The sequence below is a fragment of the Methanolapillus millepedarum genome (assembly GCF_032594115.1).
GTDB lineage: Archaea > Halobacteriota > Methanosarcinia > Methanosarcinales > Methanosarcinaceae > Methanolapillus > Methanolapillus millepedarum.
Map to the genome: position 1 here is coordinate 1,911,059 of NZ_CP131060.1, position 14,953 is coordinate 1,926,011.

The window sequence follows — 14,953 nt, forward strand, 5'->3', positions numbered from 1 at the left end:
TCACCCGAGAATGATTACTTTTATTTTCAAATCAATCGTCGGTTTCGACCGGTATGCCCTGATTGTAATTTGGTCAATGTCTTGTGCATATGAATTGAGTCCACATGTGGAAAATTCGTTGTATTCGTTCACCGTATCTGGGGCTTGCGAAACAATGTAGTTTTTCGATGCCGTCATTCCCGGAACGGACACATTTGCAGAATATGGGGCAGCAGACCCCGTCCATGCAGCTGCCGGAATTGTTGCAATCATCCCGACACTGCCACCACCTATTGCTGATTTGAAATCATCGATGGTCGCGTAGACAACATTTCCACTTGCGACGTCCTGATACGGGAATCTGTCAGTTGTCGCTGGCGTGGATTTTCGAGATGCGGCTGAAATGACCGCACTCATTTTGTTATTTTCGATTTTTTGATTAAGGTCATATCCTTGTTTCGCCGAGAGTGCTTCGCCGTCCGTGTATGACGACGATGTCACTGCGTCAATGGTTTTGACGTGTCCGAACATTGTTTTTGTTCCGAGACCGTATCGGTTGTCAGCGGATTGGTGAGATCTCGGCGAAAACGAATTTTGCAATCGAGACACCAGCGATGAATATGTTGTTGCCCCGATAACTCTATCTTCCCCTGATGTCCCTCTGATTAAGAACTCGTCATCATCGCGGCTGAGTGAAACGTATGTTCCAAACGCGTTTGGCAATAAATTGCCCATCTCGTACTGAAGTCCTGAAATGCTGTCATTCAACAATTTACCTTGCTTCGCCGATAGGACATGTCCCGCAATCAAAGTCCCCTCGTTTATATTGTCAATAACCATCACGTGGCCGTATTGAGTTGTCGTTCCTGTTCCGTAATCAGTTCCCGCGGACGCGTGAGATTTTGGAGAATAAACGGTATCAAAGAACGTTTTAAGAGCGGATTTGATGTAAGTCCACGTTGTTCTCTTCATCTTCCCGTCGCTTGCGGCGATTTTCACAAACGCATCTCCATCAAGAATGGAGGATTCCGTTGGAGCGGCCTTAATTGTCGGCTCGGTGTAATCCCCCACGCCGGCGGCGAGTTTTTCGTTGATTGTTTTGATGTTTGTGTCAAAACCCTTCATCGTCGCGTCGGTGATGTCTTCGTTGTCATTGAAATCCTGAACGTTGTAATCGTCATCAGGTTCCGGTTTTTTCAGAGTATAGTTCGGTGTAAATTGCATGTCTCTCTCTTCCGTTTTTTAATTGAGATTATTGTAACAATGTTTCAGATTCTCTGATTTCCTTGTGAGTATACGCTGACAAATCGCCATGCGTAAATCCTTTATTTCTAATTTCGCCGTGTTTGTTGTAAAGTTGCGTCAGCGTAATATCTATATTCAGCGGGACTGTCCGTTCGAGGAAGTCTTGAACTGTTTCAAAGTTCCGAATATTTCCGACCGTAATTTTGACATGCATCGTGCACTCGGCCGGTTCAATTGTCATTGAATATCCAGTGGGGCCGCAAAGAGACGCCAATTGTTGCCCCAGGAACCGTTCTGTGTACGGTAACCGTTCGTTTTTTCGTGCCTTGACGCGGAACCGGCGAATGTCGAGCGTGTCGGTCCCGTACGGCGTGATGTGCAGTATTTTTTCCCATCGCTCGATTGCGTATTTCGACGCCGTGTCGATATAACGGTCTCGTGCAACCCGCTGCGCTTCGGCGTATGCAATCCGGAGCAGCGGCGTCGCACCGTTTGATATTTGGTTGTACTCCTGATACGCCTGCAGAAACGGCGGATAACGGGTAATCAATTCTTCGACCATTCAGATTCACCTCATACGATTTGTGTTACGGCCCCGAGAATCGGGATTTCGTCGAATTCGAGGGGAACGTTTACATCGGCGCCGTTCAGCTGCACTTCTAGAATATCAAGGAGTCCGGTGACGGTAATCAGATTCGTGATAATAAGCGCGCCGCGGACAACAAGATTCGGCTCATCCGCCCACGCTTTTGCCATCGTGAGGAAGTAATTGTCTAACCTATCCTCGATCTGCGGCAACACGTCATCCCACGTCCACCCTTCCCGAAGAGTCACTGATAGGCCGACATCAATTGTAACATTCCGAACGCCGGTGACGGTACACCGGTGCCCGATCGGGACCAGGCCGTATCCTTCGCCGGCATTTACGACCGGGTCAAGTGCTGTTTGAATCTCAGTGATGAGAATGTCGGACGGCGCTTTAAATTCGGAGTTGATGATTTGAACGGAAACCGTTCCGCCGCCGGTCGGTGCGCGCTGGGCTTTTGCGCCGCCGACACCCGGGAGGCTTTCCGTGACGGAAATGTATTGGGCGCGGTTGAAACCGTAACTCATCGTGAAATAAGATGCAATCACCTTTTCGCGAATGCTTTCAGTGTCTTCGTCATCCCGTCCGGGAATGAGAACTTCTGTCAAGTCGGCGCGTGCGAGTCCGGGAATAGATTGCGAAATCGGGATTAATGGTCCGAGATAGGCATTTCCGATTGTTCCGGCCGTGTCGCAGACCATTTCGAAATTTCCGTAAATCGGATTACCGTCCGTATCGTTCAGTTGTGCCCGCGCCGTGAAATTCATATCCCCTTGATTCCACCGAGAGCCGATCGGGACATTCAGGTTGAAAACGCCGCGGGAAATACACGGCGTTGCGGTCTCAATGACAATCCCTTGCTCTCTTGCCATTTTGAGGAGGCTTTCCCGGTCAGCCGTGTCCGGATATTGATTGTTTTCAATTTTTTCAAGCTCGATGTAATACTGTGTAAGCTCTAAAAGAAACGCAGAGCCGGAATCATAGACGATTGAGCCCTGCCGTTTGTCGACGGCCGGAAATCCGGAGGTGTATGAATCAAGAAGGTTTTGGAAAGTATATTTTACTGTAAGTGCTTGCTCAGTCATGCGTAAATCACGTCCAGCTGTGCTTCAAATTCTCCGTAAATTGAATCTACGTTAAACGTGACGTGCACATTCGTTTTTGTATTTTCAAATTTGAAATTGTAAACATTCGTAATCCGTTCGTCTTTGTAGAGTTCGTCCGGAATCCGCCGTTTGAGTTCGGAGGCCACATAATCGACTTGTCTGCCGTACAAATCGTTCGTCTGAAGACCCCAATCCCAGTCATAAATTGCATAAATGTATTTTTCAGTCAACAAGCGCTTGTAGACCATCTGTTCAACTGCTTCACGGCCGTCTGTGAACCCGACAACGCGGTTTTGATGGATAAGCATCCGATATGTTTTTGAGGGCTCATCGACGACCTCAAAATCGTTGATGTCGATTTCCGGCGTCGGAAGTAAATTGCTCATAACGTCCGCTCCCTGATTCTTTTGATTGCATCGATGACGATGAATTGCTGTCCGCCCTGCATTCTTAAAAGAAGGACAATATCTCCGACTTCAAGTGCTCTGTAAACGACCATTCCTTTCTTCCCCCGAACGCCATGCGTATGCAAGGCGGCCTCTTCGGTCGTCCATTGGATTGACACCTCAACGATCGTATCTTTGATCGCCTCCGTGAGAATCAGCTGCTTTTCCGAGAGAGTCAGAAACTCGTCTGTTTTGATTTGCAGCGGATTGACAGAGATAACCTCTCCTTTTCGGATTTCCGCCGGATTGCCGGCGGCAACGGCTTCAACTGCCGCTTGTTTTACAAGAGCCGTCAATGCGTTTGCGGACCCGGTCATGCTGTGAACTCACCGCCTTCGAGAATCAAATCCATTTTGTGACTCTCATTTGTGAATTTGTGGGTTACAGTGTTGACTTTGAGAGCTTTGTTGAGGATTAAAACTGAATCTTCGAGTTGCAGACTGCAATATACGAGACTTCCCGGAATAACGCGCGGGTCTCCGACTGCGTCCGCAATTGACAGGTTTTTTGTAACTCGGTTGTAGATTTCCAAAAGAGCGTCCGCTCTTGTTTGGAGTGTTTTCGTTTCGTCTGTCACGTTTTCATAATATCTCAACAAACCATATTTCCGGACATTCTCTGCATCCGTTTTTTGAACGGTTTCGACAACGTTTTTGTTTTTGTCGATTTTTGCGAGGAAAATGTCGTTATACATGTCCTCGATTGTTGTTTCGTACCCGAAATCCTCTGCCGTTTCAGAATTGATTAACAGTCCGTAATTCATCGTCCCCGGATTTCCAAGCGTCATTTTTCCGAAATCGTCGTACAGCACCCATTCCGTTCCGGTCTCGTCAAATGTGTAGTCGAGAGCCGTTTCGATGATGTCAAACAGCGTTTTTCCTTCACAGACGTAGGACGGAAGCATGTACTCTGTGTTGGCGAGAACTCCCGTTTGGAGGCCGTAGTCGTCTGCAATCATTTTTAGGATCTCATCCGCGCGCTTGTCTTCGAAAACGTATGTGAATTTGTTTTTTAAGTAACGGAGTTGGTTGTATGCCGTAACGGATACGTGATTGCTTTTATCACTCGTTTTTGTAAAAATGAATCCGTAAAACATGTTTACGCCGTTGATTCTCAGCGTGACGGCAGACCCAAGGTCAAACACGGCAGACCCGTCATTCAGGCAAACGAATGTGAGCGTCCCCGGTGCGCCCCTCTTCTCAAGATGCACCTCGACGTTGTTTTCGACAATCGGGGTGTAGATTTTATTCCCCGACGCAATTTTCAGGTCGATTGTAACCATTTAAAGCACCCCGAAATATTCAGGCATTGAGAGGACGGTTCCGACTTTTATGTTGTATTGGTCGGTAATACCGTTCATCTGCGCGATTTTTTTCCATGCGTTTCCGTTGTTGTAATACGTCCTACCGATATTGTAGAGCGTATCCCCGGTTTTGATTGTATATGTTTTCGGGACGCCGGTTGTTGCCCATCTGTTGTCATCCGTCGTTTTTTTGACGGATGTCGTTCCGTTCGTGACGGTAATAAATTGCGTCGTGTGTTTGGGAAATTCTTTTAGAACGATTGATGCCTTGAAATCGTTTCCGTCTTCTGCATCCTCTTTTGTTTGGAAATCCCATATTGACACTGTGATGTTCGTATCGTCCAAACGCACCCCCTGCGGTGTTTTCCGATTGATGATAAATTGGAATGTCCGTTTCCCGTGGTTGAGTTGTTCAATTTTCTCAATATAGTATCTCGGAGGCTGCGCGCCGCTTTTTGCAAACGGGAGGTTTTCCGGATTGTTCGGAAGCGAAAATTCAAATGAGATTTCTCGAAGTCCGGGACTCTTGAGCTCGCTGATTTCAGAGTAGTTGATGACGTCAAACGTTGTGCTCTGACCCGGTGTTTTGATTGTGAGAGAGGAGGGGGTAACGGGTAGGAGGACCCCGTCGAGATAGAAATCATAGCCTGTGTAGCCGGCCATCTCACACCCCCTCTTTTGTGGTATCGACGGATTCTTTCACGGCCGCTGTCAGTGCAGACATGAAACCGTCGACATCAGTTTGATTGTTGAATGTGTTATTATTCTCCATTTGGATGACTATTTCAGCAGTCGTGAATCTGTTTACGAATTCGTTCTTGGCGAATTCGCGGAGTTTCGCGTGTGTGTTGTCATCCAATTTGAGAGAGTTTGCGGAAGATGCGGTGTTCTTGTTGATGTTGTTTAACAAGGAAACCTGTTCTTCCGCATTGAGGGCTAACATCTGCCCGTCCATCGCCATCATCAGTGATTCTTCGGCGCCCTGCCCCCAAGCGTAACCGGAATTGTACGAGTCTGCTACGTTTGCATATTCCGCTCTTGTGCGAACGATGTAATCGTCAGGCATCATCGTGTTCATGTTGTTTTCAATCATGTCCCTCATTCCGCCGAACGTTTTTTGGAGCATTCCTGTTGGGTCGAAAGAGAGGATGTAATCGAAAATGTTCAAGAACAAATTAACAAACAAGCGCTGAACTGAATAAACGGGGTGTTTGAATACGTTTTCAAAGAATTCGGCGAAGGATTGGAAGATGTTGTAGAGGTACTTGATGTTATTCGTAATCGCCGTCACCATGACGTTTATTGCACCGGCTATGATTCCTGTTGCGGAGACTGTTGAGTCTGTCCACTTGTTAAACGCATAGACGACCGCGTAGATGATAGCAATGATGAGAATAATAGCACCTAAAATAAGATAGATGGAGCCTGCTAACAATAAGTTACTTAATGCAGCAATACCTGCTGCCATTGCTTCTCTCTCCTCGGCCGTTGCTAGTGCATATGTGACCGTTGTATCAATTGATTTCAGTATAGTTAACATAGTTGTTCCAATAGCAAGAGTTTTTTGCACAGCCCAAACACCAAGCGCCGCTGTTTTATAAACAAGAAACGCCCCTGCAACTCCAAAAACGACATACCGTAACCATTCCCAATTATCCGCAACCCACATTGCCCCGCGCCCAATCAAATCAAACGAAATCAAAACAAGTTCGGTAACAAGAGAAATCCCCGCCGTCACGTCGGAAATGAATTGGTCAAAACCCGCTTTCTGTGAAAGAGTCTCGGCGATCGCCGTGATGTTCTGTATGCCGTGCGCAATCTGGTTGAGGAGGCGGTCAACCATGTCGGTTGTAGTCTGAACCATTTTTTTGATTGCGTCGGTGTTTGCGAGATATGACAACTGAGAAGAAACACGCTGGAATGAATGAAGAGCGTCATTTTTAAACGTCTTCCAGTAATCCGACCACTTTTTCGGATTGTTAGCTAATTGAGCATTCAAAGAATCTTCAATTGAGAAGACGGCGCTTTTAATCATCTCTGCAGTGATTCTTCCTTCCGTTGCCATTTCTTTGAGTTGTTCACGTGACACGCCAAGCGATTCTTCAAGCGCATTGGCAAGCAGAGGAGCGTTTTTGGCAATTGATTTGAATTCTCCTTGCAACTGTCCGTTTGCCATCGCCTGCGTCAACGTTCGCATGGCCATGTCGGCTTCGGACGCGCTCGCTTCCGCTAAATCGAATTGTTTGCTTAAAATTTCAATGAAGCCGATCATCTCGGAATTTGTTTCGAACTGGTTGCCGGCATTTATCCCCAAATCAAAAACATACTCAATGGTTTGACTATAGCCTGCGCGGGCCGAGTTTGCAGAATTGTAAATCATGTCTTGCAATTCCCGAACGGACTGATTCCCGTCGTTGATTAATCCGAGACGGACGTTCGACCCGACGATGTAGTCCGATAAGGCGAGACTTTGTTTAAGAGTGTAAATGCTTCCAAGAGTTACAGCAAGACGTTTTACAGTCCCAATCAGATTGTTGGCGTCTTGTTCTCCCCGCCGGATCTGATCATTCAGTTGGGATTGGGCGCGGGCGGACTCGTTAATTCCGCCCTTGACCCTCTGGAACATCTCCGCCATCCGCTGGTTAAGACCAACCGTTTTTTGAGCATTGTTGGCGAGGTCATTCACGTTCTGCGCCGCTTGAGCGGTATCTGCCACCAAATTGTTCAACTCTACCGCACCGGCAGCAGATTCAACTGCTTCAAGAGCTGCTGCTGTGTTATCGATTGATTGGGTAACTAAATCGTAATCATGGGCTGACCGAACGGCGGCTTCTGCCATCTTATTGGTGGCGGCATCCGCCATTTCAAATGACCGGATTGCCATGTCAACTGTGCGGAGGATTCCTGCAATCGTGTTTGACACGTAATCGTTCATTACGATAGACGTTTCTATAGTTCCCATTCTCTCATCCGTTTTTATTTTTTAGTTTTACTTTTGAGCTTCTTTGCTTCCGCTTCTTCATCCTTTTGCCGGATGTTGATTGATGCAATGACAAAAGCCTGCTCTTTTTGTTCCATTTTTAAAAATTCAAGTGGTCGGATGTGGAGTTTCTGAAGCGCAACGTGCGCATATGCAGAAATTCCATCCGACCGAATCAGTTTTCCGCTTCTTCGATATCATCTTCGATAGTGGTATCCAATCCTGAAATTTCCAAAATTTTCTGTTGGAGTTTTATGAACTCGCCCGCGGTGAGCATTTTGTTGAGTAAATCTCCGGGTGTATGAACGCCATAGCTGTTTTGTAACTCGGCGTCGAGCAAATTTGGATGAATCACGCCACGTGTCACGACGCCTTTGCTGAATGCATTGATGTCAGTCTTCATGGCGCGTTCTCGCCCTTTTCCGATTGCTTTTGTAGACCCTTCAATAATATTGTCATAATCTTCAGAGTTAAGGGGTCGAATAACCCATTTCAGTGGATTTCCTTCTTCGTCCGTGAAGCGATTTGATGCGGCATACTCTACAGGTTCGGGCGATGATTTGTTTTTGAAAAATGATTTTAATCCGGTAATTGTTACTCCTCCTTATAATTTTAAAAATTTTTAAAAATAGAAAAGCTCTGATTAAATCAGAGCATTCCTTCAAGCGTTGTGAATTTCTCCGGCAACTCGTAGTCGTCGAACGTGAAATCGTACGGGTCCTCAAGGTATTCCGCAGTGGAGTCGATCAACGCGAGTGTTGCGTTGTCGAGGTTGCAGTTCTTGAGAATTGCATACTGGCGGCCGACGGAGGACGTGGGGTCTTCGTTCAGGACTTCGATGTCGAAGTAAAAATCCTTCCCGGTCTTGATATACTCATGGACTTGTTCGCGGAACATCGAACTGTTGTAGTGGAACGACAGGGAACCTGTACCGTTCCATCCAGCGGCTTTGTTTCCTTTACCCGGCTTCCCGAGAATCGGAACTTCGACTTTCTTTTTTTCGCTCTTCGCTTCGATTTTAATCAAATTGATGCAGTCGTAGCGGTTTCCGTCAAGAACAATGTAACATTTTCCGAGTGATCCGGAAATTGCGTCTTCTGATTTCATTGTCATTGTTTTTCACCTCCTCATCCGACACGGACAGTCATGTAGAGTTTCTCCATGACGTTCGTCGGTTCAACCGCCGTGTCGACGACGACGGACGTTTTTGTGATACCCTTCCAAACGCTGATGTCCTCGTCGTAATCAAAATTTTGAATCGCGCGCAAATCCTGCAGCTGATTGAAAATGTCAGCCAGCTGATCTTTGAACGAAATGCGGCCGTCTTCGTCGTTCGGAACTTTGCCGAGGAACGTTTCCGAAAATAGAATTCCCGTTTCGATGGCAATTTGGTCGAGGACACGGATTGTTTGGTTGTTGCTGAAATCGGCGTTTTTCTCAAGCGTGTAGGTGGTAAGACCGTTGATATCAGTCAAAACGCGGACGTCGTCTCCATCCCTGTAAAGGACAAAGCGGCCGTTGTCGATAAATGACACCAAATCGTCTTGAGAGAAATCGAGGTTGACAAGGAACGATCCATTGTAAACCGCGTTTGTAAGCGATTTGTTAACAGCGCACCCGGCCTCCGCCCCCGCAATCCAAAAGCAGGGAGCTGCTTTGGAGAACCCATCTTCCGTTTTCAACGTGGTCGCATCGACGATTGCGTTGTTCTGAACGGAGATGATTCCCTCATAGTCGACGGACGTGCCGATGTCAGTCGGGGCATAGATGACCGCCTGCATTTTGGCACCCGTCTGTTCGCGGACTCGTGTCACATACGATTTGATATATGCAACCAAGGAGGCGGACGGCACAACGTCTGTCGAGAAGATGTTGTATTGGTAGGGTTCGAACTTGGCCATCGCATCTTCGATGTCGGCGTTGGTGGATTGCGCGGTTGTCCCGCCGGTTGCTGTTGCGATGAGCTCCATGATCGTTCCGGCTTTGTTCCAGACGACGAACTCCTTGTCGATGATCTGAGACATCGCTGTGATTTTTGTCTGGCTGTCAACGACGGTGTCTCCGACGTAAGTCGTCACATCGTAAAGAGCCGGCTCTTCCGGGGTTGGTGTGTCCGGGGAATCGATGTTTAATTCGATCCTGACGGAAATGTCATTCCCGCGTGCGCCGGTGTACCGTGCCGTCCCGACAAGGATGGTTTCGCTGTCATCGGTGATGTATTCGATGGCCGCCTTTGTTCCGGTCGGCGGATTAAGACGGAAGATGTAGCCTCGAATTGCGTTTTGGAAAAGGTCGGCAAGTCCTTTCATTTTCGGGCTGGTCGCGGGATAGCCGAAGATTTTCATGCAATCACGTTGGAAGTCCGTGTTTGTCACATTCATGACAACGTGTTCGGGTCCCCAATCGAGGTTGGTTGCGAAAGCGACAATTCCACGGTCGGAAAGCGCCTGAGAAACAGCTTGGGCAGATACAAAGTTGATGTATGCGCCCGGCAGTTTTTTGTTTTGTGTGAGGAATGTTCCTCCGCCTGCTGCCATTATTTTATCTCCGTTTTTGTTTTAATCAGATAGTAAATTTTGGTTGAGTTGTCCACACATAAAAATTGAACAGGCGAACTGTCAATTTTTACGTTCTGTTTTCAAGTTTAGTTGATTTTCTGCGAAGAGAATCTTTTGATCGCATTCTCAACTTCTGTTTTTGTGTATTTTTTGTCGTTTTCAAGAATGGCGTTCAAAACGTCTCGCTTTGAACGATATTTTGGGCTTTTCAAAAACTGTTCTTTTGAAAAGCTCTGTTCAGGTGGTGTGAATTTAGCCGGGGGGGCTTCCTCATCTGTAACCGTTTTTGATTTTGCCATGTTGTCACTTCACTTTTTGTGTAAGTTCAACCTCCTCCATCGCCGGCTCTTTCGGAACGGGCTTTATGAAGTGGGTGTTGTAATTAACGAAACAGTGTAAAACGTCATCATGCATCTCGGCCCTGATTCCGGTACCATGTATCTGAAACGTTTGCATTGTTTCGGGGTCAATAACTATGATAAATTCAAGAATGTCCTGCAACATCATCTCTACTGTTGCGGTTTCTGTGAATCGTGTTTTTGTATTCGGCGTTGGGAAATAATGAACATCAAACGACGTGTTGAGACTGAATCGGGGGTAAACGACTTCACGCGTGGCGCTTAACAGGCGCATGATAAAGAAACACGGTTCTTCGAGTCCCTGGGTGACATCGTCACGGAAATAAATCTTGTATTTCTTTTCATCCGTATCCGGAAATGTTTCGCGGATCCGGCCGGCAATCCCGAGTTTCGGTTTCGGGTTTTCCGGAGTGTCGTCTGAATAATATTCGTCGAGAACCTCTTTTGAGTAATCCCCTATAATCGCATTCAGCCAATCATCTGCCATTTTTTTTGCCTTCCGCTTCATTTATCCGAATATGTACATCAGAAATTCCGTTAGATATCGTTCAATAACCTCAGGTGATTTCTGATTCAAGATCAGCTCCGTTCGTGTCATCATGAACTTGCCTCTTACCCACATTTTTTTGTCCTGTGCCTCTTCTTTTGTCAAATCCAACCGCGACGCCGTCACCGTTCGATGTCCATATTCGACATATGATGCATATTCGACCGGGTTTGAAATGACGATTGAATACTTATCCCCTGTATTTTTTATATCAATGGATTTTGCAAAAGCATATGCGTTTTTTTCTTCCCCTGCCGTCCATCCGCGTTTTAGAGTTCCTCCGACTTTTCCGGATCCGTTTGGGTATATTCCGGTCGGCGTCGCAGGGACTACCAAGGCCAGAAACCGTGCGGCGAGCTCCTTCGCGACGGCTTCGAAAAACTCTTTCAGTTCAACATCGACGAGTTTTTTGAGTTCGTCTCGGAACTCAATCAAATCGTCAATATTGATTTCGACATCTTTTGACATGGTAATCACGCCTTCGTATCAATCAGTTGTAAGACAATTTCCTGATGAGACTGATGGAAATCCGGCTCTCCCGAATTCGTAAACGTTTCTGTTTTTCCAAATTGTGTAATGACGATTTTTGAACCCGGTGGAATGTTATATTCCGCCCCGATCAGCAAGAGAATAACCTGCTGAACGGACGCGGTTGTCCCGTCGCCGGCTTGAACGACACTTCTTGAGGAGCGCCTGCATGCTATATTTTCATACAGAAGTTTTTCCGTAAACGTTTCTCCTCCATTCTTGTCCGGAACGGATTCAGAAGAATAAACGGTGCAGCGCCCATCGTAAAGAAGTTCGAGTTCCTCTTTCACGTTCGGGTAAATCGGCATTATTGTCCCTTCCACGCAAGGCGCCTGTGTCTGACTAATTGAGACATTGCGCCCGGGCCGCCATTTCGTAATGCTTGGATAAACGAATCCAATCGAGACGATGGGGTTGACGTCGGAGTTGTGAAAACGACGCTTGTGTTCCCTTCCGTGATTGATTGCGTAATGGGTTTTTTCAAGTCGATATTCTCAAACTTGCTCACATCGCCGGTCGATTTCTTTTCGAATAAGAACTCACCGCAGATCATGTCGACTTCAACATAATAAAGTCCGGAAGGGACTTTTGGAATGTGACAGAAGTCGAGAATCTTTCGTTCGATTTTGTTTTTACACCACGTGATTTCATCGTTATCGGAATCATCAGCGGCGTAACCAAACTGCTTGAGTCTCATTTTGACGTCGTCAATTATTGTCATTTCATCCACACGTTTTTTAGAAAAAGATAAGCAGGTGTGAGGTCAGGCACCTGCATATCAATTTAAGAGATTACGGTTTCACATCAAGGACGGCTTGTCCGGCCTTCACGGCTTTGCTGTTCGAATCGATTTCAACGACGTAGATTTTCTTTCCGTTGGCGGCAGCTTGTTCGGTCAAAGTGAACGGAGACGTGCCGGTAAGGTCAGTATATCCGTTTGAAATTGTCTGCCCATAGGTGACAGGTGTAGGCGTGGCAGCAGTTTTGTATTTCAAAGCGCCGGTATTTCCGGAAACCGAAATGTCGGTTTCGCCACTGTTTGCGCCCTGTACGGAGCCAACGGTCAAAGTTCCAAGAGTACCGGTCACGCCGGCACTACCGGTCACGCCGGCACCACCGGTCACGCCGGCAATGGTACCGATGACGAGTCCGGACGGATCTGGGAGAACCGGAACGTAAACGCCGCTTGCGCGGGACCATTTAGCGACAGGGTCGTTTTCCCACCATTGAGACATGAAAATGAACATGTTCTGCGCGGTGTTCCAATCAACTTTCTTCGCGAGCTCGTCCGGAGTTACACCCCAAAGTCCGGTACCGATTGCACCGCTCGGACTTGCGGAGGTCATGACGAATTTGGTCGGATCAAAAAAATTCGCTTGTGCCATTGCGCCGCCCGGGGTCGGGTAGTTGTAAACGCCTGTGACAGTCTCGATGGTGAAACCATACTGTGTTCCCAACATTTCGTTAATCCGGGACTGGGATACGAACATCCCGGCATTTGAATTTCCGTTCAATGCGGTTTTGATACCGTTGTTCTTTTGAAGGAGGGAAAGCATTTGCGGAGATGTGTATACTTTTGTCACGTCGTGGCCGGAAAGTTGCGCGATTTTGTACATCGCATCAATATCAGCAAGGATGTCATGGTCCGGGTTTGACCAGTCGTACGTCGGTTTGTTTGCGGCCGGAACGCCATAGTCGATTGTGATGTCGACGTTGTTTTCCTTGATTGTGAGAGCACCTGTGGTGAGGACTTCGAAGTTCTCAACGTCGATGCGGGTTTGGACATTTTGGGAAAGGTGGTAAAAGTCGTCAAACGCCCACTTCACAAGTGTGTCGTCTCCGGCACCGGAGTTTTGCCACTGTTGAATCCGTTCCGATTGGTCAAGTTTTTCCTTGACAAGGAATTTCTCGAACTTGATTTTCTCGAGCGGTTTTCTGGTACCGATGTGGGTTTCCGTGTCGAATGCGTGGACAAGAGCCATTGTCGGGACGTTGTAACCCTCAGACATGCGGTAGAATTCTGCTTCGAGAGTTTTCGTTTTACGTCCTGGGAAAAGCCGTCCTGAGAGGGGTTGTTGTTTGATTTGGAGTGTTTGGTTAAACGCAAGAAGCTCTGCGTCAGAGATAAGTTCAGTAATATCCATTTTTTCACTTCCGTTTTTAGACAACCTGAGACGGTCTGACGACTTCGGGCTGGTTGTCGAAGTAAATTCCTGTTTTGTTCAGCGCCGCCTGAACCTCTGTCGTGTAAACAGCAGAGTCGAGGCGATCAATGAGGACCCGGCCTTGGACAATGACGCTTCCCATATCGTCGCCGAGCGTCACGTCGACATCTTCGAAGACGATTCCGATGGGGCTTCCGCCCTCGTCCTTGTAGAGAGAGCCACCGGCAACGATAATGCGGCCGTTTTCATCGGGGGTTGCAGGATCGGGTTTTGGAATGGTGTATGTTTTTTGAATCAGACCTGTTTCACTGGAGAGGAAATTGGGTCTGACAGACGTTTTTTTGGTTTCTGGATAAGAAGACACGTTTGTCACTTCCGTTTTTAAAAAGTGTAATTTTGTGCCGTTATTTCGGCGGCATGAATCCGTTTTGTTTGTTCAGTTCCGCGGCATATGATTGCCCGAGTGTCGGGTTCGGCGGAGCTTTGCCGCCGCCTGGAACGAATGGATCGATTTTTGGGGAAGAGCCGTCGCCAAACAGGAATTTTGTATCTTCTGCTTCGGCTAGTTTTTTGACAGCATCAACGCGTTTTTTCTCGTATTTTTCATCGTCGAGTTCATCGTCGTCGATAGTTTCGAGAAGCGCGCGTGTAGCAGTCACATTTTTGGCTTTCGCATCACGAAGCACATTTTCATCGATGTGTTGCCGACGGAGCTTTCGCGCTTCGGCTTCTTTCGCAGCGATTTCTTTTTTGTGCTGTTCTGTTTTCGTTTTGTTTTCTTCCTGAAGCGTTTCGATTTGCTTTTTTAACTCCTCGTTTGAACCGCTCGTTTTTTTGAGTTGTTCAAGTTGAGAGTCGCGTTCTTTCACGCTTGCTTCGAGTTTCTTTTTCTCTTCAGCAATTTCGTCAAATCTGTGTTTCGGAATCCACTGCTTGACTTCTTCATCAAGAGCTTTTTCGATTTTTTCAGCAACGGCCTCATCGGCCCCCAATTCAATCAATTTCGTTTTTTTGAACATCGTTTTTCCTCTCCGCTTGCGTTTTTTATCGCGGGTGACGTCCGCGAAAGCGGCGATTTCGCCATCTGGAGTTCAGAATTAGCAGAATGGTAATTTTTCTGAAAGAGTGATATATAAATATACCGTCGACCG

Annotated in this window: 19 protein-coding genes; all 19 read right to left on the reverse strand. The window is 47.0% G+C overall.

What is annotated here, in order from left to right; genetic code table 11:
* A complete protein-coding gene (locus MsAc7_RS08635; RefSeq protein ID WP_338102511.1) occupies positions 1-1,203 on the reverse strand; it encodes a hypothetical protein in 1,203 nt (400 codons plus the stop codon).
* Positions 1,204-1,231: 28 nt separating this feature from the next.
* Positions 1,232-1,786, reverse strand: coding sequence for a putative phage tail protein (locus MsAc7_RS08640; protein ID WP_338102512.1), 555 nt, complete (start codon positions 1,784-1,786; stop codon positions 1,232-1,234).
* 11 nt (positions 1,787-1,797) lie between these two features.
* Positions 1,798-2,895 carry a baseplate J/gp47 family protein gene (locus MsAc7_RS08645; protein WP_338102513.1) on the reverse strand — a complete coding sequence of 366 codons (1,098 nt, stop codon included), beginning with the start codon at positions 2,893-2,895 and terminating at the stop codon, positions 1,798-1,800.
* Positions 2,892-3,302 (reverse strand): DUF2634 domain-containing protein, encoded by a 411-nt coding sequence (locus MsAc7_RS08650; RefSeq protein WP_338102514.1) that lies wholly within the window; start codon positions 3,300-3,302, stop codon positions 2,892-2,894. The genes MsAc7_RS08645 and MsAc7_RS08650 overlap by 4 nt, the downstream gene beginning before the upstream one ends.
* Entirely contained in the window at positions 3,299-3,679 is a 381-nt protein-coding gene (locus MsAc7_RS08655) for a DUF2577 domain-containing protein (RefSeq protein ID WP_338102515.1), read from the reverse strand. The genes MsAc7_RS08650 and MsAc7_RS08655 overlap by 4 nt, the downstream gene beginning before the upstream one ends.
* Positions 3,676-4,644: an XkdQ/YqbQ family protein gene (locus MsAc7_RS08660; protein ID WP_338102516.1), complete on the reverse strand. Its 969-nt coding sequence runs from the start codon at positions 4,642-4,644 to the stop codon at positions 3,676-3,678. Before MsAc7_RS08660 ends, MsAc7_RS08655 begins: the two co-directional genes overlap by 4 nt.
* Entirely contained in the window at positions 4,645-5,328 is a 684-nt protein-coding gene (locus tag MsAc7_RS08665) for a LysM peptidoglycan-binding domain-containing protein (protein WP_338102517.1), read from the reverse strand.
* A gap of 1 nt (position 5,329) precedes the next feature.
* Positions 5,330-7,627: a tape measure protein gene (locus tag MsAc7_RS08670; RefSeq protein ID WP_338102518.1), complete on the reverse strand. Its 2,298-nt coding sequence runs from the start codon at positions 7,625-7,627 to the stop codon at positions 5,330-5,332.
* A gap of 193 nt (positions 7,628-7,820) precedes the next feature.
* Entirely contained in the window at positions 7,821-8,237 is a 417-nt protein-coding gene (locus tag MsAc7_RS08675; RefSeq protein WP_338103487.1) for a phage tail assembly chaperone, read from the reverse strand.
* A 56-nt stretch (positions 8,238-8,293) separates the two neighbouring features.
* Positions 8,294-8,758: a phage tail tube protein gene (locus MsAc7_RS08680; RefSeq protein ID WP_338102519.1), complete on the reverse strand. Its 465-nt coding sequence runs from the start codon at positions 8,756-8,758 to the stop codon at positions 8,294-8,296.
* Positions 8,759-8,772: 14 nt separating this feature from the next.
* Positions 8,773-10,182 (reverse strand): phage tail sheath subtilisin-like domain-containing protein, encoded by a 1,410-nt coding sequence (locus tag MsAc7_RS08685; RefSeq protein ID WP_338102520.1) that lies wholly within the window; start codon positions 10,180-10,182, stop codon positions 8,773-8,775.
* A gap of 107 nt (positions 10,183-10,289) precedes the next feature.
* Entirely contained in the window at positions 10,290-10,502 is a 213-nt protein-coding gene (locus MsAc7_RS08690) for a hypothetical protein (RefSeq protein ID WP_338102521.1), read from the reverse strand.
* Between the two features lie 4 nt (positions 10,503-10,506).
* Positions 10,507-11,049 carry a phage tail terminator family protein gene (locus MsAc7_RS08695; protein ID WP_338102522.1) on the reverse strand — a complete coding sequence of 181 codons (543 nt, stop codon included), beginning with the start codon at positions 11,047-11,049 and terminating at the stop codon, positions 10,507-10,509.
* A 21-nt stretch (positions 11,050-11,070) separates the two neighbouring features.
* The gene (locus MsAc7_RS08700; RefSeq protein WP_338102523.1) at positions 11,071-11,577 is read right to left on the reverse strand and encodes an HK97 gp10 family phage protein; all 507 of its coding nucleotides are present in this window, start codon (positions 11,575-11,577) and stop codon (positions 11,071-11,073) included.
* A gap of 5 nt (positions 11,578-11,582) precedes the next feature.
* Positions 11,583-11,960, reverse strand: coding sequence for a hypothetical protein (locus MsAc7_RS08705; RefSeq protein ID WP_338102524.1), 378 nt, complete (start codon positions 11,958-11,960; stop codon positions 11,583-11,585).
* Positions 11,945-12,358 carry a hypothetical protein gene (locus tag MsAc7_RS08710; protein WP_338102525.1) on the reverse strand — a complete coding sequence of 138 codons (414 nt, stop codon included), beginning with the start codon at positions 12,356-12,358 and terminating at the stop codon, positions 11,945-11,947. The genes MsAc7_RS08705 and MsAc7_RS08710 overlap by 16 nt, the downstream gene beginning before the upstream one ends.
* A 70-nt stretch (positions 12,359-12,428) precedes the next feature.
* Positions 12,429-13,781, reverse strand: coding sequence for a major capsid protein (locus MsAc7_RS08715; RefSeq protein ID WP_338102526.1), 1,353 nt, complete (start codon positions 13,779-13,781; stop codon positions 12,429-12,431).
* A gap of 16 nt (positions 13,782-13,797) precedes the next feature.
* Positions 13,798-14,166, reverse strand: coding sequence for a hypothetical protein (locus MsAc7_RS08720; protein ID WP_338102527.1), 369 nt, complete (start codon positions 14,164-14,166; stop codon positions 13,798-13,800).
* A gap of 40 nt (positions 14,167-14,206) precedes the next feature.
* The gene (locus MsAc7_RS08725; RefSeq protein WP_338102528.1) at positions 14,207-14,821 is read right to left on the reverse strand and encodes a phage scaffolding protein; all 615 of its coding nucleotides are present in this window, start codon (positions 14,819-14,821) and stop codon (positions 14,207-14,209) included.
* Positions 14,822-14,953 lie beyond the last annotated feature (132 nt).

Excerpts from the sequence above, each read along its gene's own strand:
- MsAc7_RS08635 (WP_338102511.1), bottom strand. The coding sequence starts at position 1,203 with ATGCAATTTACACCGAACTATACTCTGAAAAAACCGGAACCTGATGAC.
- MsAc7_RS08640 (WP_338102512.1), bottom strand. The coding sequence starts at position 1,786 with ATGGTCGAAGAATTGATTACCCGTTATCCGCCGTTTCTGCAGGCGTAT.
- MsAc7_RS08645 (WP_338102513.1), bottom strand. The coding sequence starts at position 2,895 with ATGACTGAGCAAGCACTTACAGTAAAATATACTTTCCAAAACCTTCTT.
- MsAc7_RS08650 (WP_338102514.1), bottom strand. The coding sequence starts at position 3,302 with ATGAGCAATTTACTTCCGACGCCGGAAATCGACATCAACGATTTTGAG.
- MsAc7_RS08655 (WP_338102515.1), bottom strand. The coding sequence starts at position 3,679 with ATGACCGGGTCCGCAAACGCATTGACGGCTCTTGTAAAACAAGCGGCA.
- MsAc7_RS08660 (WP_338102516.1), bottom strand. The coding sequence starts at position 4,644 with ATGGTTACAATCGACCTGAAAATTGCGTCGGGGAATAAAATCTACACC.
- MsAc7_RS08665 (WP_338102517.1), bottom strand. The coding sequence starts at position 5,328 with ATGGCCGGCTACACAGGCTATGATTTCTATCTCGACGGGGTCCTCCTA.
- MsAc7_RS08670 (WP_338102518.1), bottom strand. The coding sequence starts at position 7,627 with ATGGGAACTATAGAAACGTCTATCGTAATGAACGATTACGTGTCAAAC.
- MsAc7_RS08680 (WP_338102519.1), bottom strand. The coding sequence starts at position 8,758 with ATGACAATGAAATCAGAAGACGCAATTTCCGGATCACTCGGAAAATGT.
- MsAc7_RS08685 (WP_338102520.1), bottom strand. The coding sequence starts at position 10,182 with ATGGCAGCAGGCGGAGGAACATTCCTCACACAAAACAAAAAACTGCCG.
- MsAc7_RS08690 (WP_338102521.1), bottom strand. The coding sequence starts at position 10,502 with ATGGCAAAATCAAAAACGGTTACAGATGAGGAAGCCCCCCCGGCTAAA.
- MsAc7_RS08695 (WP_338102522.1), bottom strand. The coding sequence starts at position 11,049 with ATGGCAGATGATTGGCTGAATGCGATTATAGGGGATTACTCAAAAGAG.
- MsAc7_RS08700 (WP_338102523.1), bottom strand. The coding sequence starts at position 11,577 with ATGTCAAAAGATGTCGAAATCAATATTGACGATTTGATTGAGTTCCGA.
- MsAc7_RS08710 (WP_338102525.1), bottom strand. The coding sequence starts at position 12,358 with ATGACAATAATTGACGACGTCAAAATGAGACTCAAGCAGTTTGGTTAC.
- MsAc7_RS08715 (WP_338102526.1), bottom strand. The coding sequence starts at position 13,781 with ATGGATATTACTGAACTTATCTCTGACGCAGAGCTTCTTGCGTTTAAC.
- MsAc7_RS08725 (WP_338102528.1), bottom strand. The coding sequence starts at position 14,821 with ATGTTCAAAAAAACGAAATTGATTGAATTGGGGGCCGATGAGGCCGTT.